Below are 20,679 nucleotides of genomic sequence, written 5' to 3'. Positions count from 1 at the left end.
TGACCGGGCCGATGGCAAGATTATCGCGCAATCGCCGCCATGGCAGTGGTCGGCAAGCATCGCGTTTTCCAGTATCATCGATAGTTTCCCAATCGAACTGTCACTGTGCTGACCACCACGCCCGACACCCCAGCCGACTTTGCCCACCAGGCCGTCAATCTTGCCGACTGCGGCCTGGTCGTCGTCGACGCCCGGCAGAACATCGTGCTCTGGAACCGCTGGATGAGCGCGCGTTCGGGCCGTTCCGCGGCGCGGGTGAAGGGACAGGGGCTGTTCGAGGTCTTCGCCGGGCTGCGCGGCTCGCGCCTGGAGGCGGCGGTGTTGGCGGCCCTATTCGACAACATCACCACCCGGGTGCCCCAGGCCCAGGACCGCACGCCGTTTCCGCTGCGCGCGGCGGGCAGCTTCGACGGCGAACGGATCGAGCAGGCCGTGCTGGTCACGCCTTTCGCCGAGAACGGCCAGGCCTTCTGCCTGATCGAGATCCGCGACGTCAGCGGCGCGCTCGGACGCGAGCGCCAGCTGCTCGAGCATGCCGAGTCGCTGCGCGCCCGCTCCTACGTCGATGGCCTGACCGGCATCGCCAACCGCCGCCATTTCGACGTGGCGCTCGAGCGCGAGCTGCGCCGCGCCCAGCGCAGCGGCGGGGCCCTGTCGCTGCTGCTGATGGACATCGATTCCTTCAAGGCCTACAACGACCATTTCGGCCACCAGGGCGGCGACGCCTGCCTGTCGATGGTGGCCCAGGCCCTGGCCGCCATGCTCAAGCGCCCGGCCGACGTCGCCGCGCGCTATGGCGGCGAGGAGTTCGCGGCAATCCTGCCCGACACCACGCTGGAGCAGGCGCGCGGGCATGCGAACGCGATCCGCGAGCATGTCGCCGGTCTGGCGCTGGAGCACGCGCCGCAGGCGGTGCGGCCCATCGTCACCCTCAGCATCGGCGTGGCCAGCTTCGAGCGCACGCACCTGAACGATGCCGCGGCGCTGATCGCCGCCGCCGACCGGGCGCTGTACGCGGCCAAGCGCGGCGGGCGCAATCGGGTGGTGGCGGCCGGCGACGAGGGCTAGGTCTATCTGACTGCATTCAAGCCGTTTTGGCTCTGCCAGCAGGGTAGATGGAGGCCGTTCGCGCGTTCAGCTAGCGCATGACGTTACGCCAACATGACATGACGTTCACGCGTGGGCACGGGGCGCCCACCCTACTCGTCGTGGCAACCATTGTGTTCCCTCTCCTCGGCGTTCAGCCAGATACACCCTAGCCGGCCTGGCGGTCGCTGCCGTTGGCCTGGGCGCGGGCCAGCATGGCGTTGCCAACCGCCTCGCCTCCGCTCGCCTTCACCCCCTCGGCCGCCCCGCGCAGGTCAGGCAACGCCTTGTTCTGGCTGAGTTTCGACTTGCCCACCAGGCGCGTGATCTCGATCTCGATGCCCACCACCGCCTGCAGCAGGGTGTCGATGAATTCGCGCGGGCTGTCCGCCATCTTCCAGGGTGTCGGCTGGGCCGCTTCGTGGGTTTTGGTCAGGCGCCCGACCACGGCGCGCACGAAGCGCTCGTCGTCGCGCACGCGGATGCGGCCGTGGGCATGGACCACCATGTAGTTCCAGGTCGGCACCTGTTTGTGGTTTTCGTGCTTGGACGGACACCAGTTGGGCGACACATAGGCGTCGCCGGCCCGGAAGATGACGAGCACTTCGTCGCCGTCGCCGGCCTCGCGCCAGAGCGGATTGGCGCGCGCCACGTGGGCGTGGAGCAGGACGGGACCGTCCGGCTGGTCGACCAGCGCGAAGGGAAGGTGGTTGGCGTCGAGTCCCTGCGCCCCATGCGTCACCAGGGTGCCGAAGGGATGGTCCCGGATCAGCGCATGCAGGGCCTCGCGGCGCGGTTCGTCGAAGTGGGCAGGGATGTACATCGCACGATCCTCCTGGTTGCGGGAACCACGATTATCGCGTGTTTCCCGCCCCGGCGCCCGCCCCTTGCCCCATAGAACGGCGGAGCGGTTACTTCGTCAGGTAGATCTGGTCGAACACGCCGCCGTCGGCGAAGTGGGTCTTCTGGGCGTTGGCCCAGTTGCCGGCGACGTCGCCGATGGTGAACAGCTTCACCTGCGGGAAGCGGTCCGCGAACTGCCTGGCCGCCTTCGGCGTGGCCGGACGGTAGTAGTTGTTGGCGATGATGGCCTGGGCCTCGTCGGTGTAGAGGTAGTTCAGGTAGGCCTCGGCCACCTTGCGGGTCTGGTGCTTGTCGGCGAAACGGTCGACCACGGCCACCGGCGGCTCGGCCAGGATGCTGACCGAGGGCGTGATGATGTCGAACTTGTCCGGGCCGAGTTCCTTCACCGCCAGGTAGGCTTCGTTCTCCCAGGCGATCAGCACGTCGCCGATGCCGCGTTCGACGAAGGTGGTGGTGGCGCCGCGCGCGCCGGAATCGAGCACCGGCACGTTCTTGTACAGCTTGCGCAGGAATTCCTTGGCGGTGTTCTCGTTGCCGCCCGGCTGGCGCAGCGCATAGCCCCAGGCCGCGAGGTGGTTCCAGCGCGCGCCGCCCGAGGTCTTCGGATTCGGCGTGATCACCGAGACGCCGGGTTTCACCAGGTCGTTCCAGTCCTTGATGGCTTTCGGGTTGCCCTTGCGTACCAGCAGCACGATGGTCGAGGTATACGGCGCGCTGTTGTGCGGCAGGCGCGCCTGCCAGCCGTGGCGCAGCAGGCCCTTGTCGACCAGGGCGTCGATGTCGTAGCCCAGGGCCAGGGTGACGACGTCGGCCTCCAGGCCGTCGATCACCGAGCGCGCCTGCTTGCCCGAGCCGCCGTGCGATTGTTTGATCCTGACGTTGTCGCCGGTTTGCGCCTTCCACGATTTGGCAAAGGCCGCGTTCACGTCCTGGTAGAGCTCGCGCGTCGGGTCGTAGGAGACGTTGAGCAGGTTGATGTCGGCGGCAAAGGCCGGTTGCAGGAGGGCGGCGGCGGCAACGGTGGCGGCGACGAGGGCGAACAGCTTATTCTTGATCATGATTGTTCCGGAAAAGTCATCAGGTAAGGCATACCTTAAAGACTCGCCCGGCCGATGGGAACGAAGCTTTTGCTAGATGCGTATCTGTTTTCCGCATATGGCCGGCCAACGCCCCGGTTTGCTACACTGCGCGCTTTGATGACGACGACATACACCATGGCACTTCCGACCGAGCTGCGCGCCGGCGCATTGGCATCCCTGCTCGAAACCGATCCGGCGGCGAAAACCCGCATGGTCGCGGAACTTGCCGAGCTGCATAGCCAGGGCCAGGCCCGGGTCGACAATGCCGCGGTGCTGCAACCCGCCGGCGCCATTCCCGGCCGCCCCGAAAGGCCCGAGCTGGTGCCGCCGCGCCTGGTCGGACGCCGCTCGATGGCGACCACCGAAGGGCGCGCCATGCTGATCCATGCGCTGGCCCACATCGAATTCAACGCGGTCAACCTGGCGCTGGACGCCCTGTGGCGCTTCCCCGGCATGCCGCTTGCGTACTACACCGACTGGCTGCGCGTGGCGCGCGAAGAGGCCTATCACTTCGAACTGCTGTCGGGCCACCTGGCCGGCCTCGGCTACGTCTATGGCGATTTTCCGGGCCACGACAGCCTGTGGGAGATGGTCGGCAAGACCAGCGACGACGTGCTGGCACGCATGGCCCTGGTGCCGCGCACGCTGGAAGCGCGCGGCCTGGACGCGATCCCGCCGCTGCGCGCGAAACTAGCCCAGGCCGGCGACGGGGCGGCGGCGGAGATCCTCGACATCCTGCTGCGCGACGAGGAAGGCCACGTCGAGATCGGCAACCGCTGGTACCTGCACCTGTGTGCCGAGCGCGGGCTCGAACCGGTCTCCACCTACGACGCGCTGACCGTGCGCTACAAGGCGCCGGTATTGAAAGGCCCGTTCAATATCGAGGCGCGCCGCCGCGCCGGCTTCAGCGAAGCGGAACTGGCGCGCCTGGCCTGAGGCCCAAGCCCCTCAGCTCGGCTCGCCTACGGTCCGCGTGCTGGCCAGGTATTCGCTGAGCCAGTAGAGCAGGGCGGCGCCCGGCAGGGCCATGCCCAGCAGCAGGACCGCATGCCAGCCGTACTGCGCGTACACCCAGCCGCCGGCCGCCGAACCGGCCGCGCCGCCAACGAAAAACAGCGAAAAATAGATGCCGTTCAGGCGGCCGCGCACTTCCGCGCCGAGGGCGAAGATCGCGCGCTGGCCGAGGACCATGTTGGCGGCGACGGCCATGTCGACCACGATCGCGGCGACCACCAGCAAGGCCAGCGCCAGGTCGCGCGACTCAAATGCCAGCAGCGGTGCCAGCAGCGGCAGGGCGAAACCGGCCACTGCCAGCAGCAGGGCGCAGGCGGTGGCCGGCAGGGTGTGGCCGCGGTCGGCCAGCTTGCCGGCGATCGGCGAGGCCACGGCGCCGGCCATGCCGACCAGGGCGAAGACCGCGATGCCGGTCTGCGACAGGCCGAAGGCGGGGCCGGCCAGCACCAGCGGCGTCACGGTCCAGAACAGGCTGAAGCAGCCGAACATGGCGGCCTGGTAGGCGGCGCGCCGGCGCAGCACCGGCGTGGTGGCGAACAGCGTGCGCAGGGAGCCGATCAGCGACCAGTAAGAGAGCGGCGAACCAGGCTGGCGCAGCGGCAGGCGGCGGCGCAGGAGGAAGGCCAGCGCCAGCACGACCAGGGCGGCGGCGCCGAACATGCTGTGCCAGCCGGCGTGGTCGGCTACCAGGCTGGCTACCGGGCGCGCCAGCATGATCCCCAGCAGCAGGCCGCTGACGACCCTGCCGACGTTGTAGCCGCGCGTTTCGTCGCGCGACAGGTGGGCCGCGAAAGGCACCAGCACCTGGGCCGCCACCGAACCGAGGCCGATGCCGAGCGAGCTGGCGAGGAACAGCCAGGCCTGCTCGCTGAAGGCGGCGGCCGCCAGGGCCAGCGCGGTGCCCAGCAACAGCACGAACACCAGGCGCCGGTTCTCGACCAGGTCGCCGAGCGGGACGATGAAGAACAGGCCGAGCGCGTAGCCGATCTGGGTGAGGGTGACGACCAGGCCGGCGGCACCCGCCGACAAGCCGGTGGCGGCCGCGATCGGCCCGACCAGCGGCTGGGCGTAATACAGGTTGGCGACGATGACGCCGGCGGCAAAGGCCAGCAGGCGCACCATGCCTGGCGCGATGTCGGCAACTGCGCTATCCGGCGCGGGCGCCGACGCGTGCTTCATGGATTCTCCCGTGGACAGGCGCCGGATCGGCCTGTCATACAATGCATCTTATCCGATCAGGCGGCGCCCCGTGCCCGGCGCCGTGCGATCCCATCTGGAGTGAAGCATGAACGAACACATTCGACCCGTCCCCCTGGAAAAGGCCTACCGCCTGCTGACCCATGGGCCGACGGTCCTGGTCTCGGCCCGCCACGCGGGCGTCGACAACGTCATGGCGGCGGCCTGGGCCTGCGCCCTCGACTTCGCGCCGCCGAAGCTGACCGTGGTGCTCGACAAGAGCACGCATACGCGCGGCCTGGTCGAAGCCAGCGGCCAGTTCGTGATCCAGGTGCCGACCGTGCGGCTGCTGCAGCTGACCCATGAAGTGGGCACGCGCGGGCGCGCCAGCGAACCGGGCAAGCTGGAGGTGGCCGGCGTCGAGCTGGTCCGGCTCGGCGAGACCGGCATGCCCTTCGTCGCCGGCTGCTCGGCCTGGCTGGCCTGCCGCCTGGTGCCGGAGCCGCACAACCAGCAAGCCTACGACCTCTTCATCGGCGAAGTCACGGCCGCCTGGGCCGACGAACGCGTGTTCAAGGACGGCCACTGGCACTTCGAGACCGCCGGCACGGAATGGCGCAGCATTCATCACGTCGCCGGCGGCCATTTCTATGCGATCGGCGAGCCGATGCAGGCCCGGAGCGAGCCCTAAACCTGGCGCTCGCAGGATGTTCGAATTCTTCGATGATAGGCCGGCAAACTACTCGCTTTTTACGCCCGCCGCGAACCTGCATAATGTACTTTATCGACAACGCGGCCCCAGCGCACAACGGAGTAAGAGTCCCGCTTGGCGCAGATGTTCGAACGGTTCGAACGGCCCATCAAAAAGGAGTGCATCATGTTGAAAGTACGTAAAAGCGAAGAACGCGGCGTTGCCAACTTTGGCTGGCTGGACTCGAAGCACACCTTCTCCTTCGGCCACTACCATGATCCGGCGCACATGGGCGTGGGCCCGCTGCGCGTGATCAACGAGGACCGCGTCGCCGGCGGCGGCGGCTTCGATCCGCACGGCCACCGCGACATGGAGATCATTTCCTACGTGCTGGACGGCGCCCTCGAGCACAAGGACAGCATGGGCAACGGCTCGGTGCTGCGCTACGGCGACGTGCAGCGCATGAGCGCGGGCAAGGGCGTGGTCCATAGCGAGTACAACCACTCGGCGAGCGAGCCGGTCCACTTCCTGCAGATCTGGATCCAGCCGAACCAGGCTGGCGCCCCGGCCGGTTACGAGGAAAAGCACTTCGACCGCGCATCGAAGCTGGGCCGCCTGCGCCTGGTCGCCTCGAACGACGGCCGCGAAGGTTCGGTCTCGATCCGCCAGGACGCCGCGCTGTACGCCGGCATCCTGGACGGCGCCGACGAGGTCAGCTTCCCGCTCGGCGACCAGCGCATCGGCTACCTGCACGTGGCGCGCGGCCGGCTGAACGTGAACGGCATCGCGCTCAAGGCCGGGGACGCCGTGCGCGTCGACGACGAGGCCGCGATCGTGCTGAACGGCGCCGACAACGCGGAAGTGCTGCTGTTCGATTTGCCGCACTGATTCGCTGGGGCGGATGCGGGTAGGGTGGGCACTCCGTGCCCACGCGTAAACGATGAGTACACGCGGCCCTTCATGAAAGCCAACACGACGCAGGCTTCACGCGTGGTCACGGAGTGCCCACCCTACGTCCCGCTTGATGCGGCGTCAATCGCGCAGCAGCATCCTGGCCACCGTATCCGACCCGCGCAGCCTCTCCTTCCACCACGCCAGCGCCGCGCCTTCCTCGCCGGTGCGCCAGGCCAGCTGCAGCGTCTCGTCCGGCTTCGGTTCCTCGACCTGTTTCACCACGAACCGCCCCTGGGCGACATCCTCGCGCACCCAGGGCGCGGGCAGGAAGCCGAATCCGAGCCCGGCGCGCTGGTAGGCGTACTTGGTCTGCATGTCGGGCACGGCCAGCGTGTCCTGGCCGAACAGCAGGCCGACGGTGCGCGCCTGCAGCTGGCGCGCCGAGTCGGACACCGACACCGCGCGGTGCGCCGCCAGGTCGGCTTTCGACAGCGGACGGTCGACCGCAGCCAGCGGATGGCCGGGCGCCACCACGAACACGAAGGAGACGGTGGCCACCGGCAGCGCGGTGTAGCCGCCGCCGGAAGGACCCGCGCCGGCGGCGCCCACCAGCAGGTCGGCGCGCCGGTCGAGCAGGGCTTCCCAGGTGCCCGAGAGTTCCTCCTTCAGCAGGCGCAGGCGGGTCTGGTCCGCCACCTGGCAGAAGGCCTCGATGTCCGGGATCAGGCCACAGGGCGCCAGCATCGAGTCGATCGCGATCGTGAATTCGGTCTCCCAGCCCGAGGCGACGCGCCGCACGCGCCGCTCGAGGTCGCCCGCTGCCTTGAGCAGGTAGCGGCCTTCCTTCAGCAGCTCCTCGCCGGCCTCGGTCAGGGTGACGCGCGGGCCGAAGCGTTCGAACAGCTGTACGCCGAGGTCGTCCTCGAGCCTGGCGACGGTATAGGAAATCGTCGACGGCACCCGGAACAGTTCCTTGGCGGCGGCCGCGAACGAGCCGCGGCGCGCGATGGTGTCGACCGTGAGCAGGGCGTCGAGACTGAGTTTCAGCATGGGCGCGCGAGAGACGCTGTCGGGAATGGGAGCAAGGGGGGGCGGGGCGCCGGCGTGTGCCGGCGCTCCGCGGTATAGGCGCGGCGAGGCCGCGCCGTGCCGATCAGAACACGCGCTGCAGCCAGCCGTGGCGGTCTTCCGCGCGGCCGTTCTGGATGTCGAGCAGGGCGGCCTTCAGCTTCGTGGTCACGGGGCCGGCGCCGCCGTCGCCGATGGTGGCTTCGAAGCTGCTGCCCTTGACCTTGCCGATCGGGGTGACGACGGCGGCGGTGCCGCAGGCGAAGGCTTCGGTCAGGCGGCCGCTGGCCGCGTCCGCGCGCCACTGGTCGATCGAGTACGGCTCTTCGCGCACCGTGATGCCGAGGTCGCGCGCCAGCACGATCAGCGAGTCGCGGGTGATGCCCGGCAGGATGGTGCCGCCCAGCGGCGGGGTCTGGATCGAACCGTCCTCGAACACGAAGAACACGTTCATGCCGCCCAGTTCTTCCACATACTTGCGCTCGACGGCGTCCAGGAACACGACCTGGTCGCAGCCCTGGCGGATCGCCTCGGCCTGCGCGGCCAGGCTGGCGGCGTAGTTGCCGCCGCACTTGGCTTCACCGGTGCCGCCGGGCGCGGCGCGGATGTAGTTCTCGGACACCCACAGGGTCACGCCCGCCGCGCCGCCCTTGAAGTAGGAGCCGACCGGCGAGGCGATCACGCAGTACAGGTATTCGCTGGCCGGCTTGACGCCCAGCGCCGCTTCGGTGGCGACCATGAACGGACGCAGGTAGAGGGCCGAGCCTTCGGCTTCCGGGATCCAGTCGCGGTCTTCCGATACCAGGGCGTGCACCGATTCCAGGAACAGTTCGTCCGGCAGCGGCGCCATGGCCAGGCGCACCGCCGAGTTACGGAAGCGGCGCGCGTTGGCGTCGGGACGGAACAGCGCGGCGCCGCCCTGCGGCAGGCGGTAGGCCTTCAGGCCCTCGAAGATTTCCTGCGCATAGTGCAGTACCATGGTCGACGGATCGAGCGGCAGGTTGGCGCGCGCCTCGACCTTGCCGTCATGCCAGCCGCGGCCTTCGGTATAGCGGATCGTGACCATGTGGTCGCTGAACGCGCGGCCGAAGCCCGGGTTCTGCAGCAGCGCCGAGCGCTCCGCGGGTGGCAGGGGGATCAAGGATTTTTCGATCGACAGCGTCGATTGGCCTTCTTTGTTCATACAGTCTCCAGAAACGGCGGAATGGGCGTGGCGACGCCCGCAAAACCGACATTATCGGTCAATTCGGCCGGTTTGTTGTGCACTTCGTCGTTTTCGCGGCCAGCCGGGCCTTCGTCCGATCTCTTGCGCTTCGGAAAGTAAACCGGTTTGGCGCTAGAATAGGCTTTCCCTTCCCGCGCTACAGAATCATGAACGACCAACACGGCAGACCCATCCACGAGCTGAGCATGACGGTGCTGATGACGCCCGACATGGCCAACTTCTCGGGCAACGTCCACGGCGGCACCATCCTGAAGTTCCTCGACAGCGTGGCCTATGCCTGCGCCAGCCGCTATTCCGGCTCCTACGTGGTGACGCTATCGGTGGACCAGGTGATGTTCCTCGAGCCGATCCACGTCGGCGAACTGGTGACCTTCCTGGCGTCGGTGAACTATACGGGGACGAGTTCGATGGAGGTCGGCATCCGCGTCGTCACCGAGAACATCCAGCAACGCACGGTGCGCCATGCGAACAGCTGCTACTTCACGATGGTGGCGGTGGACGAGCAACGCAAGCCGCAGCAGGTGCCGCCGCTGGTGCCGGAGACCGACGACCAGAAGCGCCGCTTCGCCAAGGCCGAGGAAAGGAAGCGCGCGCGCCAGGCGCTGCATCCGAGGAAGCGCTGAGGGTTTCCGGCTTCGGGGCGGATAATTCCAGACGCATGCATTTACGCCAGACGCATTTGGTCCAGGCGCATTCAGTCCAGGCGCATTTACTCCAGATTCTCGTGGTGGTCCGCCACGCCCTGTTTCCAGTAGGCCGAGACGCGCATCGCATCCTTGGCGATGCCTTTTTCCTCGGCCAGCACGGCGCGCAGGCGGCGCATCGCCGCCGCTTCGCCGGCGCCCCAGGCAAAGCCGGCGCCCTCGGGCAGGGCCAGCGTGCGCACGCGCTCGACCAGGGCGTCGTCATCCTCGACCCAGTGCACTTCAGGCTGCGCCGCGCCAGCGAAAGGCAGGCGGTCGCCGGCATCGGCGGCGGCGACCACGATGACGCGGCTGCCGGCCGGCAGTTCCTCGAGGCGGCGCCGCATCGCAGGCAGGGCGGTGCTGTCGCCGGCCAGCAGGTACCAGTCGAAGGCCATCGGCACGATCATCGAGCCACGCGGCCCGCCGACGATGACCTTTTGCCCGACCCGTGCCTGGCGCGCCCAGTTCGAGGCGGCGCCGTCGCCGTGCAGGGCGAATTCGAGCGTCAGCGCGCGCGCCGCGGCGCTGAAGCGGCGCGGCGTATAGTCGCGCCGCACCTGGACGCCGTCTGCGCCGTCGAACATGAACTTCACGTGGTCGTCGAAGGACAGCGAGACGAAGTCGTGCAGCGCCTCGCCCTGGAAGGTGATGGCAACCATGTGCGCGCCGACCGGGGCCACGCCGGCGACGGTGACTTCGCGCAGGCGCAGCTCATGGCGCACGCGTTGGACCTGGCGGCTGTTTTGCTGTTCCATGTTTCACCCAATTAGTTGATAATGTCTCCTATTATGCGAACACAAGTTGATAAAGTCAACCAAAATCCGCCCGAGGCCGGGTTGGATACTGCGTCCGGCGCCGTGGGCGACGTGTTCGACGCCATCCACGCGATCATGCACCTCTACCGTTCGCAGCAGTTCCGCGCCTTTGCCGGCGGCGAGCACGAGCTGACCCACATGGAGAGCAAGGTGCTGCGCTTCTTCGCGCGCGAGCCGGGAGCGACGCTGAGCGACCTCGTGGCCCATTCGGGACGCGACAAGGCCCAGCTGACGCGGCTGATCCGCGGCCTGCGCGACCGGGGCCTGCTCGATGCCAGCGCGGACGAGGCGGACCGGCGCAGCACGCGGCTCTACCTGAGCGAAGCGGGCCGGGCGCTGCATGGGCAGCTGCACCGGATCGGGACGGCGCTGTCGGAGGTGGGGCTGACGGGGCTGGACGAGGCGCAGCGGGCGCAGTTGCATGTGCTGCTGCAGCGGGTGCGGAGCAATCTGGCGCGCGAGGCGGATGAGGGTTGATCCGTTTTTTGACGTGACTCGCGGCGCGCTCGCCGGTGCGCTGATGGTGAGACCGCGTGGGCACAAGTGCCCACCCTACGAAACCCGGTTTTCGTAGGGTGGACACCTGTGTCCACGCGGAATGATACGGAAGCCAACCGCACGGCGCCACGAAGTCCGAGGGCATACAATGCATGACATCCTCCATCCGTGAGTGGAAAAGCGACCATGGACGTCCTGCACACCGAGCGCCTCACATTGCGCACCTGGCGCGACGACGACATCGACCCCTTCGTCGCCTTGAGCGCCGACCCGGAGGTCCATGCCTTCCTGCCCGGTCCCTGGACCCGCGACAAGGCGAGCGCCTTCTTCGCCGCCCAGAACCGGCTCTACGAACGCGACGGCACCTGTTACTTCGCCTCGGTGCTGCGCGCGAGCGGCGTCCTGGCCGGTTTCGTCGGCCTTAAATACCAGGACTTCGACCAACCGTTCGCGCCCTGTTTCGAGCTGGGCTGGTTCCTGGGCCGCGCCTACTGGGGGCAGGGCTATGCCGGCGAGGGCGCGCGCGCCAGCATAGCGCACGGCTTCGGCGCCCTTGGACTCGACGAGATCGTCTCGTTCACCGTGCCGGACAACCTGCGCTCGCGCCGGGTCATGGAGCGCCTCGGGATGCGCCGCGACCCGGACGGCGACTTTGCCCATCCGGCGCTGCCGCCCGGGCACCGGCTGTCGCGCCACGTCCTGTACCGGTTGCGGCGCGTGGACCTGGGTGGCGACGGCCGCGATCAGCGCGCGTCGACCTCGCGCAGGTAGCCGTCCACGGTCAGCAGGCGCGGGTCGGCGGCGGCCTCAGCGCGTCTGGACCTGCTGCTGGCTGCGCAGGTAGGCCAGCAGGTCGGCGACCTGCTTGTCGTTGCTCATGCCCCAGAAGCGCATCTTGGTGCCGGGGACCAGGTCGCCCGGGTCGTCGAGGAAGGCGGCGAGCGTCTTGTCGGACCAGACGATGTTCGAGCGCCTCATCGCCGCCGAGTAGCCATAGCCGGGCAGGCTGCCGGCGCGGCGGCCGAACAGGGCGTTGAGCTGGGGGCCGAAGCCGGAGCGCGCGGACGGGCCGACGCTATGGCAGGACGCGCAGCGCGTGCCGAACAGGCGCTGTCCATTGTTCAGGTCCGCCGCGCCGGCTCCCAGGGGCAGGGCCAGCAGGATCGTCAAATACAGTGTCTTCATCGTCAAAGCAGGGTTCAGGCAGGGAGCGGCCGGCCCGGGCGGTAGGCCGCCATGAAGGTCGCCACCGCGCGCTGGGCGGCGCCGTCGATTTGCTCGGGCGTCGGCGCCTCGGCCGTCTGGAACAGCAGGCGCTCGCCCCATTCGGCGTCGAGCAGGGCTTTCAGGTGGCGCGCAGCCAGCATGCTGCCGGCTTCGCGCAGCTGGCCGGCGTCCATGGCCTCGTGCAGCAGGGCGGCCAGGGCGGCGGTGATGCGCGCCGGACCGAGATCGTAGCACTGGTTGCCGAGCCCCAGGCGTCCCGCCTCGGCCAGGATCAGGCGCCGCATCGCCAGTGCTTCGGGCGAACAGGTGAAAGCGAGGTAGCGCCGGCCGAAACCGTCGAGCGCGGCGGCGAGGTCGGCGGCCGGTTGCGCCAGCGACCCCATGGCCACTTGCGCCGCGGCGAATTCCGTTTCGGCCGCCTCGGTGGCGATGGCCAGCAGCAGCTCTTCCTTCGACTTGAAATAGCCGTAGACCGTCGCCTTCGAAAAGCCGACGCGGTTGCAGATGTCCGACATCGAGGCGCGGTCGAAGCCGGCTGCATGGAACACGCCGGTCGCCGCATCCAGGATGGCCTGGCGTCTCGCTTCGCTCTTCTTCATGGCAGACTCGCTTTCGACCAGGCCGGCGCTGCGCGGAGCGCGGCCGCACGCAGTGCCGCGGTTATGCTGCTGTTATGTCACCGTTATGCCGCTATGATGCCCTGTTATTGCACCCGGCGCACCCGCGCCGTGCTGTTCTGGCCGTCCACCTTGAAGTACAGGGCGCCGCCCAGCAGGCCGCGCGTGATGCGCACCTTTGGATTGTGCAACCGGGGCAGCACCGCTTCGCTACCGTCGCTGATGCGCCAGACCTGGCCGTTGGCCAGCGTGATCCGGGTATTCGCGCTCCAGCCATCGAAATCGCCGACGATGTTGCTCTCGATCTGGTCCGGCTCCGGCTCCCTGGCGGCCTGGGTCATGCCGAAATTCTGCTCGGCGCTGCGGCCGGAGGCGGCCGCTGCAGGTGCGCCGAGCGGCATGGCGTCGTAACAGGCAAGGCGTTGTGCGCCGTCCGTCAGGGTACGGCATTTCAGCACGGCGTCGTCGCCGGCGGCGGCGGCGGCGGACGCGAACAGGAGCAGGTAGAGCGCTTTCTTCATGGGCTTTCCGATCATTGAACACGCCGCGCCGAATGCACGGCCGAGCACGATTATAAGTGCTGGCCGGGCTGGATGTTCAGGAAAGGCTTGCCCGGCGATCGTCGATCGCCGGGGGAACGGTCCGGGAACGCCCGGACCGGGTGGGAAGGCGCCTGTGGGCGCCGGGTGGGCCGGGTATTACGCGGCGATGGCGGGCGCCTTGGCGTTTTCCGCAGCGAGATGACGGTTCACCGCCGACAGCACGGCGCGGAAGGAGGCCGTCACGATATTGCTGTCGATGCCGGCGCCGAACAGGGTCGCGCCATTCCCGACGCGCAGCTCGACGTAGCAGGCGGCGCGCGCATTCGCGCCCGAGCCGATCGAGTGCTCGTGGTAGTCCATCAGGCGGATGTCCAGGCCGAGGGCGTTCACGAAGGCGTCGATCGGGCCGTTGCCGACGCCGCGCTTCACGGCCTGCACGCGCTCGTGCATCGCGGTCACCTCGACCTGCACCGGCTGCGCGCCCGTGCTGTCCTCGCTCATGCGGTGCGAGACGTAGCGGTAGGGCGCTTCGTTCTCCAGGTATTCGCGCTGGAACAGCTCGTGGATGTCGCTGGCGGCGATCTCGCGCCCGCTGCTGTCGGCCAGCTGCTGGACCACGCGCGAGAATTCGATCTGCAGGCGGCGCGGCAATTGCAGGCCGTATTCCTGCTCCAGGAGATACGCCATGCCGCCTTTGCCGGACTGGCTATTGACGCGGATCACGGCGTCGTAGCTGCGGCCCAGGTCCTGCGGGTCGATCGGCAGGTAGGGCACTTCCCAGATCGCGTCCGCCTTCTGCTGGGCGAAGCCCTTCTTGATCGCGTCCTGGTGCGAGCCCGAGAAGGCAGTGAACACCAGGTCGCCCGCATACGGATGGCGCGGGTGCACCGGCAGCTGGTTGCATTCCTCGACCACCTGGCGCACGGCGTCGATGTCGGAGAAGTCCAGGCCCGGGTGCACGCCCTGGGTGTAGAGGTTCATGGCCAGGGTAACCAGGTCGACGTTGCCGGTGCGCTCGCCGTTGCCGAACAGGCAGCCCTCGACGCGGTCGGCGCCGGCCATCACCGCCAGCTCGGCCGCCGCGACGGCGGTGCCGCGGTCGTTGTGCGGGTGCACGCTGATGACGAGCGCTTCGCGGCGCTCGAGGTGGCGGCACATCCATTCGATCTGGTCGGCGTAGACGTTCGGCGTCGCGGCTTCCACGGTCGACGGCAGGTTGACGATCATCGGGTTGTCGAGCGTCGGCTGCCAGACGGCGCTGACGGCATCGACGATCTGCTTCGAGAAATCGAGTTCGGTGGTCGAGAACGACTCCGGCGAATATTCCAGGCCCCAGCGGGTTTCCGGATGGGCGGCCACCAGCTCCTTGATCAGGCGCGTGCCCTTGACGGCGATCTCGACGATCTCCTCGCGCTCCATGCCGAATACCACGCGGCGGAACACCGGCGCCACCGAGTTGTAGATGTGGACGATGGCGCGCTTGGCGCCGACCGCCGACTCCACCGTGCGGCGAATCAGCTCATCGCGCGCCTGGGTCAGGACGATGATGCTGACGTCGTCGGGGATGTGCTTGTCTTCCACCAGCATGCGCACGAAGTCGAAGTCGGTCTGCGAGGCCGACGGGAAACCGACTTCGATCTCCTTCACGCCGATCTTCACCAGCATCTGGAAGAAACGCAGCTTCTTCTCCGGGCTCATCGGCTCGATCAGCGCCTGGTTACCGTCGCGCAGGTCGGTGCTCATCCAGATCGGCGGGCGGGTGATGGTCTTGCCTGGCCACTGGCGGTTCTCGAGGGCGATGGCGGGGAAGGGACGGTATTTGGCGGCTGGGTTGGTCAACATATCGAATGCTCCTGCTTGAAAACGAAAAATCGGGACGACTGCGCTGGACTGCCTGGAAGGCGGAAGTGGCGAAGGCTGCCGGACGGGCCACGCGACGCTAGGCCCGGCAACCGATCGGTAGTTTTAGCAGCAGGCGCGTGGCGGCGCGGGAGGCCGGCGACAGCGGGGCTGCCTTGCGGGTGAACGAAACGACGGGGTGGGTGAAGACTTGCATCGTACAACTTTCCTCTGACTACTTCGGGAATCCGGCCGTGGACCGGATACGGCGGCGGCAATTAAGCGCGTAGTAGGTGCGACGCTAGCGATAGAGCGCCAGCGGCAGGTAGGGAAGTCGGCAGATGCAGTTGGATAGACATTGAGGAGACTTTAGGCCGAATATAGTTCGGTGTCAAGCGGCGTTTTTATTGAACAGTTGCGTATGGACGCATTGTGGTGGCGGAGGAGGCACTGCACATTACTCGCATTTCCGGGCCGGTCAGGACTGCGGCGGCTGGCTCAGGAATACCCAGGCAACCGTGATCACCACCATGCCGGTCGCCGTGATGCACGACCAGGTGAAGAACCAGGCCGACAGCAGGGTCGCCTGCAGCGCCCGCTCGAGCAGGAAGCCGAGCGCGAAATCGAAGGCGGTCAGGAAGGACCAGCGGCGCAGGTAGACCGGCAGGTACTTGCTCATGCGCCGGTTGTGCTGGAAGGCGGCATGGCGCTCGATGGCGTTGCGCGCCCGGCCGACGTCGGCGAACAGCCAGTCGAAGAAAATGAAACGGTAGAGCAGGGTGCGGAAGGGCAGTTCCGGGGCCTGCTCGGCCTGGGGCCCGTGCTGCGACTGCTGCTGGGTCATGCTCGCCTTTCCCGGAGAACCGGCCCCGACAGCCGGGTGCCGACCGATGCGTTGGACACGAAGCGCCAGTATACCGCAAGCAATGCGATCGCTACCGGGCCGCGTCAAACCGTGCGGAAACAAATGCGGAACGACAACAGCGCAGGGGAAGGTGTGGCCCGGCTGGGCGAGCCCGGCGCTTTCCTGGAGCATGCGGTAGCATATTGCTTTTGTTCACACGCATCAGCATGTCCCGGCACGACCCCATCACCCTCCGCTCCATCCGCGAAGACGACCTCGACGCCGTCCTGCGCGTCCAGGCCGCCTGCTATCCGCCCGTCATGCAGGAAGCGGCCGACGTGGTGCGCTCGCGCATCCGCGCCGCCGGCGCCACCTCCTTTGTCGCCGAGTCCGGCGGCGTGGTCTGCGCCTATGTGTTCGCCTACCGCAGCAGCAAGGGCGCAGTGACCCCGCTCGATGCGCCCTTCGCGGTGCAGGAGGCGGGCGACACGCTGTATATCCACGACCTGTCGGTGGCGCCCGCCGCCGCCGGCCAGGGGCTGGCGCGCCGGCTGGCCGAGCGCCTGCAGGCGCTGGCCCGGGAACAGCGAATGGCCCATTGCGCGCTGGTGTCGGTGCAGGACTCGCAGCGCTTCTGGGAGCGCCTCGGCTTTCGCGCAGCCGCCTGCGGCGACGATGCCGCGCGGCTGGCGCTGGCGAGCTATCCGCCGGTGGCGCTTTACATGTGCCGCAGCGACGGATGAGGGCGCCGCACCCGAACGACCCATCCTTGCTATAGTTGCTTCTTTCGCGCGCCCGGCGCACGGCAATACCGCAATACCGAACAATGAGGAAGCAATGAAGAAGCAAGCAGTTGTCGTCGCCGCCCTGGCGGCCGCAGGCCTGGCGTCGGCCCAGGAAGTCGTCCGCATCGGCCATTCGGCCGCCGTCACCGGCCCGGTCGCCTATTTCGGCAAGGACACCGAGAACGGCGCCCGCATGGCGATCGAGGCCTTGAACGCGCGCGGCGTGACGATCGCCGGCAAGAAAGTGCGCTTCGAGCTGGTGGCCGAGGACGACGGCGGCGACCCGAAGCAGGCGACCAACGTGGCCCAGAAGCTGGTCGACGGCCGCGTCAACGGCGTGGTCGGCCACGAGACCTCGGGCACCACGATTCCGGCCTCGAAGATCTACCACCAGGCCGGCGTTCCGCAAATTTCGCCGTCCAGCACCAGCCCGAAGTACACCCAGCAGGGATTCAACACCGCTTTCCGCGTGGTTGCCAACGACGTCCAGCTGGGCCAGGCACTGGGCCGCCATGCGGTCAAGGACATGGGCGCGCGCCGCGTCGCCGTGATCGACGACCGCACCGCCTACGGCCAGGGCCTGGTGATGGAGTTCGCCAAGGGCCTGCGCCAGCAGGGCGTGAACGTGGTCGCGCGGGAGTTCACCCACGACAAGGCGAGCGACTTCAGCGCCATCCTGACCAAGATTCGCGCCCAGAAGCCCGACCTGGTCTTCTTCGGCGGCATGAGCGCGGTCGCCGGCCCCATGCTGCGCCAGATGAAGCAGCTCGGCATGAACGTCAAGATGATGGGCGGCGACGGCATCTGTTCGGACGAGATCCATAAACTGTCGGGCGGCGCGATGGCGGACGGCCAGGTGTTCTGCGCCGAGGCCGGCGGCGTCGACGCGTCCGGCAAGCCGGCAATGGACAAGTTCCGCGCCGACTACAAGAAGCGTTTCGGCATCAACGTCCAGATCAACGCGCCGTATGCCTACGACGCGGTGATGACGATGGCCGATGCCATGGTCAAGGCCGGCTCTTCGGCGCCGGCGAAGTACCTGCCGGTGCTGGCGAAGATCGAGACCCGCGGCGTCACCGGGCCGATCGCTTTCGACGCACGCGGCGACATCCGCGACGGCACCATCACCCTGTACACCTTCAAGGGCGGGCGCCGCACGGTGCTGGCCGTGACCAAATAAGGGGCGGCTGGCCGCCGTCCGCCAGCGTACCAGTCCTGCCGCGCGTGCGCCGTGCGGGGACCGCGTTACACTGTTCACGGGCACGGGCAGGAACGCACGCGCCTGCCGGGGCGGGCCGCGCCCCGTATCCGCCACCGGAGGCTGCATGGACGAGTCGGAGGAAACCGCGCCGGCCGGTCCCGGGCCCTTGCAGAGCCTGTGGGCCCTGATCGACAACCTCGACGCCTGCTTCTACGTCAAGGACGTGGACGGCCGCTACCTGTTCGCCAACCGCGCGCTCGGGCTCGTGTTCGAGGCCGCGCCCGGCGCCATCGTCGGCCGCCGCGACGGCGATTTCGTCGACCTGGCCCGCTGCGACTCGATCCTCGTCACCGACCGCGAGGTATTCGCCACCGGCGCCAAGCTCGAGCGCGACGAGGAACTCTACCTGCCTGGACGCGGGCGCCGGGTGTTCCGCACCGTCAAGCTGCCGCTGTTCGACGCCCAGCGCCGCGTGATCGGCCTGTGCGGCATCTCGACCGACATGACCGAAGAGCGGCGCACCCTGGATGCGCTCATCAAGCGCAACCTGTGGTTCGACACGATCCTCTCCAACGTCGACAGCGCCATCTTCATGAAGGACCGTGAGGGGCGCTACCTGTATGCGAACCGCCGCGTGCTCGAGATTTTCGGTGTCGAGCTCGACACCTTGCTCGGACGCACCGACAAAGACTTCCTGCCGCCCGAGGTGGTCAAGCCGCTGCTCGAGAACGACCGTGCGGTGCTGGCTGGCCTGGCCCAAGCGGTCGAGGAGCTGATCACCGATGCGCAGGGCCGGGATCGCCTGTTCTGGACGCGCAAGATTCCGATCTCGCTGCCGGGGCATCCCGCCTGCCTGCTCGGCCTGTCGACCGAGATCACCGAGCTGCGCGGCCTGCGCACCCGGCTCGAACACGAGCGCGTGACCGACTCCCTGACCGGGCTGGCGAACCGGCTGAGGTTCGAGACCGCGCTCGACGAGCACCTGCTGGCGGCCGGTGGCGGCGCCGCGGCGAACACGCGGCTGGCGGTCGCCATCTTCGACCTCGACCAGTTCAAGTACATCAACAATAATTTCGGCCAGGCGGTCGGCGACCAGCTGATCCAGATGGTCGCCCTGCGCCTGCAGCAATGCGGCGCCTCGATCGGCAACCTGGCGCGCCTGTCGGGCGACGAGTTCGCCTTCACGCTGCCCTATGACGGATCGGTCGAGGAACTCGCGCGCGAGGTCGAGCAGGTCCGCGCCTTCCTGTCGCAACCCTATCCGGTGCTGCAGCAGCCCCTGCACCTGACCTTCAGCGCCGGCATCAGCCTGTCCGGCGTGGACGGCAACGACGCCAACGAGCTGCTCGGCCGGGCCGAGGCGGCGATGTACTCGGCCAAGGACCACGGCCGCGACCAGTACCGCTTCTATTCGCGCGCGCTGGGCGCGACCGTGGCGGAGCGGGTGGCGCTCGAGCGCGACCTGCGCGCGGCGATGGGGTCGAGCGAATTCACGCTGCACTACCAGCCGAAAATGCGGCGCGACGGCACGGTGGCCGGCTTCGAGGCCCTGATCCGCTGGAACCGGCCCGGCGTCGGCCTGGTGGCGCCGGACCGCTTCATCCCGCTGGCCGAGCAGCTCGGCCTGCTGCTGGGCCTGGGACGCTGGGTGATCGACGAAGCCTGCCGCCAGGTCGCCCGCTGGCGCAGCGAGGGCATGGGCGAAGTGCCGGTGGCGGTCAACCTGTCGACCAGCCAACTGACCAGCGCCGAGCTGCCGGACTACGTGTTCGAGACCATCCGCCGCCACGCGCTCGCCCCCGGCAGCCTGGAGATGGAACTGACCGAATCGATGATGATGTCCGATCCCGAGCTGGCGATCGCCATCCTGACCCGGCTCAGGGGCGGCGGCGTTGCGCTCTCGATCGACGACTTCGGCACCGGCTTCTCGTCGATGGCCTACCTGCGCCAGCTGCCGGTGAACTTCCTCAAGCTGGACCGCTCGTTTGTCCGCAACATCGCCGACGACCAGAAGGACGCCGACCTGTGCGCCGGCATCGTGGCGCTGGCGCACAAGCTCGACATGCACGTGGTGGCCGAGGGCGTCGAAACGCGCGCCCAGCACGACGCGCTGGCCGCCGCGAACTGCGACCTGTTCCAGGGTTTCCTGTTCAGCCAGCCGATGTCGGCGGCGCAGGCGACGGAGTTCCTGCGGCGCTGACCGTGCTGCCTTCGGTAGGGTGGGCTCTCGAGCCCACGCGGATGCACGTTATGCAAACCAGCGTCTTGTCCAGGCCTGTGGTCACGAGGGAAGGCGCGGGTGCGCCTGCGGTGAGACGGCGTGGGCTCGAGAGCCCACCCTACGGAAAACCCGGGTGTTTGTAGGGTGGACTCGGGAGTCCACCCTACGGAAGACCTGCTTTGGTAGGGTGGGCTCTCGAGCCCACGCGGATTCGCATGATGCGAACCAGCGTCTTTTCGAGGTGTACGGCCACGAACGAAGGCGCGGGTGTGTCTGCGGTGAGACGGCGTGGGCTTGAGAGCCCACC

The 20,679-nt window shown here is 68.1% G+C and carries 21 protein-coding genes; 10 read left to right on the top strand and 11 right to left on the bottom strand.

The genetic code is table 11. From position 1 onward, the window contains the following. Positions 1–105 precede the first annotated feature (105 nt). Positions 106–1,068, top strand: coding sequence for a diguanylate cyclase domain-containing protein (locus ACFOPH_RS07100; RefSeq protein WP_379734402.1), 963 nt, complete (start codon positions 106–108; stop codon positions 1,066–1,068). Positions 1,069–1,255: 187 nt separating this feature from the next. Here ACFOPH_RS07100 and ACFOPH_RS07095 read toward each other — a convergent pair whose 3' ends face one another. Together ACFOPH_RS07095 and ACFOPH_RS07090 are read right to left on the bottom strand one after the other, a co-directional pair. Then, positions 1,256–1,909, bottom strand: coding sequence for an FMN-binding negative transcriptional regulator (locus ACFOPH_RS07095; protein ID WP_379734400.1), 654 nt, complete (start codon positions 1,907–1,909; stop codon positions 1,256–1,258). Between the two features lie 88 nt (positions 1,910–1,997). Then, positions 1,998–3,008 carry a sulfate ABC transporter substrate-binding protein gene (locus tag ACFOPH_RS07090; RefSeq protein WP_379734398.1) on the bottom strand — a complete coding sequence of 337 codons (1,011 nt, stop codon included), beginning with the start codon at positions 3,006–3,008 and terminating at the stop codon, positions 1,998–2,000. Between the two features lie 156 nt (positions 3,009–3,164). Here ACFOPH_RS07090 and ACFOPH_RS07085 point away from each other — a divergent pair, with 156 nt between their 5' ends. Continuing rightward, positions 3,165–3,965, top strand: a complete 801-nt coding sequence (locus tag ACFOPH_RS07085) for a ferritin-like domain-containing protein (RefSeq protein WP_379734396.1) — start codon at positions 3,165–3,167, stop codon at positions 3,963–3,965. Between the two features lie 12 nt (positions 3,966–3,977). Here ACFOPH_RS07085 and ACFOPH_RS07080 read toward each other — a convergent pair whose 3' ends face one another. Further along, positions 3,978–5,222 carry an MFS transporter gene (locus ACFOPH_RS07080; protein WP_379734394.1) on the bottom strand — a complete coding sequence of 415 codons (1,245 nt, stop codon included), beginning with the start codon at positions 5,220–5,222 and terminating at the stop codon, positions 3,978–3,980. 106 nt (positions 5,223–5,328) lie between these two features. Between ACFOPH_RS07080 and ACFOPH_RS07075 the strand changes: the two genes are divergently transcribed. Together ACFOPH_RS07075 and ACFOPH_RS07070 are read left to right on the top strand one after the other, a co-directional pair. Next, the gene (locus ACFOPH_RS07075) at positions 5,329–5,910 is read left to right on the top strand and encodes a flavin reductase family protein (protein ID WP_379734392.1); all 582 of its coding nucleotides are present in this window, start codon (positions 5,329–5,331) and stop codon (positions 5,908–5,910) included. A 186-nt stretch (positions 5,911–6,096) separates the two neighbouring features. Further along, a complete protein-coding gene (locus ACFOPH_RS07070; protein ID WP_312551005.1) occupies positions 6,097–6,798 on the top strand; it encodes a pirin family protein in 702 nt (233 codons plus the stop codon). 144 nt (positions 6,799–6,942) lie between these two features. Here ACFOPH_RS07070 and ACFOPH_RS07065 read toward each other — a convergent pair whose 3' ends face one another. Continuing rightward, positions 6,943–7,854 (bottom strand): LysR substrate-binding domain-containing protein, encoded by a 912-nt coding sequence (locus ACFOPH_RS07065; RefSeq protein WP_379734390.1) that lies wholly within the window; start codon positions 7,852–7,854, stop codon positions 6,943–6,945. Positions 7,855–7,957: 103 nt separating this feature from the next. Next, positions 7,958–9,055 (bottom strand): branched-chain amino acid aminotransferase, encoded by a 1,098-nt coding sequence (locus tag ACFOPH_RS07060; protein ID WP_379734388.1) that lies wholly within the window; start codon positions 9,053–9,055, stop codon positions 7,958–7,960. Positions 9,056–9,243: 188 nt separating this feature from the next. Here ACFOPH_RS07060 and ACFOPH_RS07055 point away from each other — a divergent pair, with 188 nt between their 5' ends. Beyond that, complete coding sequence (locus tag ACFOPH_RS07055) at positions 9,244–9,720, top strand: acyl-CoA thioesterase (RefSeq protein WP_312551007.1); 477 nt, start codon at positions 9,244–9,246, stop codon at positions 9,718–9,720. A gap of 86 nt (positions 9,721–9,806) precedes the next feature. Here ACFOPH_RS07055 and ACFOPH_RS07050 read toward each other — a convergent pair whose 3' ends face one another. Next, positions 9,807–10,538, bottom strand: a complete 732-nt coding sequence (locus tag ACFOPH_RS07050) for a siderophore-interacting protein (RefSeq protein WP_312551009.1) — start codon at positions 10,536–10,538, stop codon at positions 9,807–9,809. Positions 10,539–10,649: 111 nt separating this feature from the next. On the opposite strand from ACFOPH_RS07050, the gene ACFOPH_RS07045 reads away from it, so the two are divergent. Further along, a complete protein-coding gene (locus ACFOPH_RS07045) occupies positions 10,650–11,075 on the top strand; it encodes a MarR family winged helix-turn-helix transcriptional regulator (RefSeq protein WP_312551011.1) in 426 nt (141 codons plus the stop codon). 207 nt (positions 11,076–11,282) lie between these two features. After that, a complete protein-coding gene (locus tag ACFOPH_RS07040) occupies positions 11,283–11,867 on the top strand; it encodes a GNAT family N-acetyltransferase (protein WP_379734385.1) in 585 nt (194 codons plus the stop codon). Between the two features lie 36 nt (positions 11,868–11,903). Here ACFOPH_RS07040 and ACFOPH_RS07035 read toward each other — a convergent pair whose 3' ends face one another. The 5 genes from ACFOPH_RS07035 to ACFOPH_RS07015 form a co-directional block, all read right to left on the bottom strand. Then, positions 11,904–12,281: a c-type cytochrome gene (locus ACFOPH_RS07035; protein WP_312551015.1), complete on the bottom strand. Its 378-nt coding sequence runs from the start codon at positions 12,279–12,281 to the stop codon at positions 11,904–11,906. Positions 12,282–12,295: 14 nt separating this feature from the next. Next, entirely contained in the window at positions 12,296–12,922 is a 627-nt protein-coding gene (locus tag ACFOPH_RS07030; RefSeq protein WP_379734383.1) for a TetR/AcrR family transcriptional regulator, read from the bottom strand. Between the two features lie 104 nt (positions 12,923–13,026). Then, positions 13,027–13,461 carry a hypothetical protein gene (locus tag ACFOPH_RS07025; RefSeq protein ID WP_379734381.1) on the bottom strand — a complete coding sequence of 145 codons (435 nt, stop codon included), beginning with the start codon at positions 13,459–13,461 and terminating at the stop codon, positions 13,027–13,029. A 177-nt stretch (positions 13,462–13,638) separates the two neighbouring features. Further along, on the bottom strand, positions 13,639–15,324 hold the full coding sequence (gene leuA / locus ACFOPH_RS07020) for a 2-isopropylmalate synthase (RefSeq protein WP_312551021.1): 1,686 nt from the start codon (positions 15,322–15,324) through the stop codon (positions 13,639–13,641). A 475-nt stretch (positions 15,325–15,799) separates the two neighbouring features. Further along, on the bottom strand, positions 15,800–16,165 hold the full coding sequence (locus ACFOPH_RS07015) for a hypothetical protein (RefSeq protein WP_312551023.1): 366 nt from the start codon (positions 16,163–16,165) through the stop codon (positions 15,800–15,802). A gap of 227 nt (positions 16,166–16,392) precedes the next feature. Between ACFOPH_RS07015 and ACFOPH_RS07010 the strand changes: the two genes are divergently transcribed. The 3 genes from ACFOPH_RS07010 to ACFOPH_RS07000 all read left to right on the top strand — a co-directional run bounded on the left by ACFOPH_RS07010 (position 16,393) and on the right by ACFOPH_RS07000 (position 20,351). Beyond that, entirely contained in the window at positions 16,393–16,908 is a 516-nt protein-coding gene (locus ACFOPH_RS07010; RefSeq protein WP_379734379.1) for a GNAT family N-acetyltransferase, read from the top strand. Positions 16,909–17,002: 94 nt separating this feature from the next. Continuing rightward, positions 17,003–18,130 carry a branched-chain amino acid ABC transporter substrate-binding protein gene (locus tag ACFOPH_RS07005; protein WP_379734377.1) on the top strand — a complete coding sequence of 376 codons (1,128 nt, stop codon included), beginning with the start codon at positions 17,003–17,005 and terminating at the stop codon, positions 18,128–18,130. 145 nt (positions 18,131–18,275) lie between these two features. Further along, complete coding sequence (locus tag ACFOPH_RS07000; RefSeq protein WP_312549588.1) at positions 18,276–20,351, top strand: putative bifunctional diguanylate cyclase/phosphodiesterase; 2,076 nt, start codon at positions 18,276–18,278, stop codon at positions 20,349–20,351. Positions 20,352–20,679: the final 328 nt, after the last annotated feature.

It is taken from the genome of Massilia haematophila, from assembly GCF_042647645.1.
Classification (GTDB): Bacteria; Pseudomonadota; Gammaproteobacteria; order Burkholderiales; family Burkholderiaceae_D; genus Telluria; species Telluria haematophila.
The sequence above is the reverse complement of the archived record's forward strand: the minus strand, read 5'-3'. Positions and strand labels throughout refer to the sequence as shown.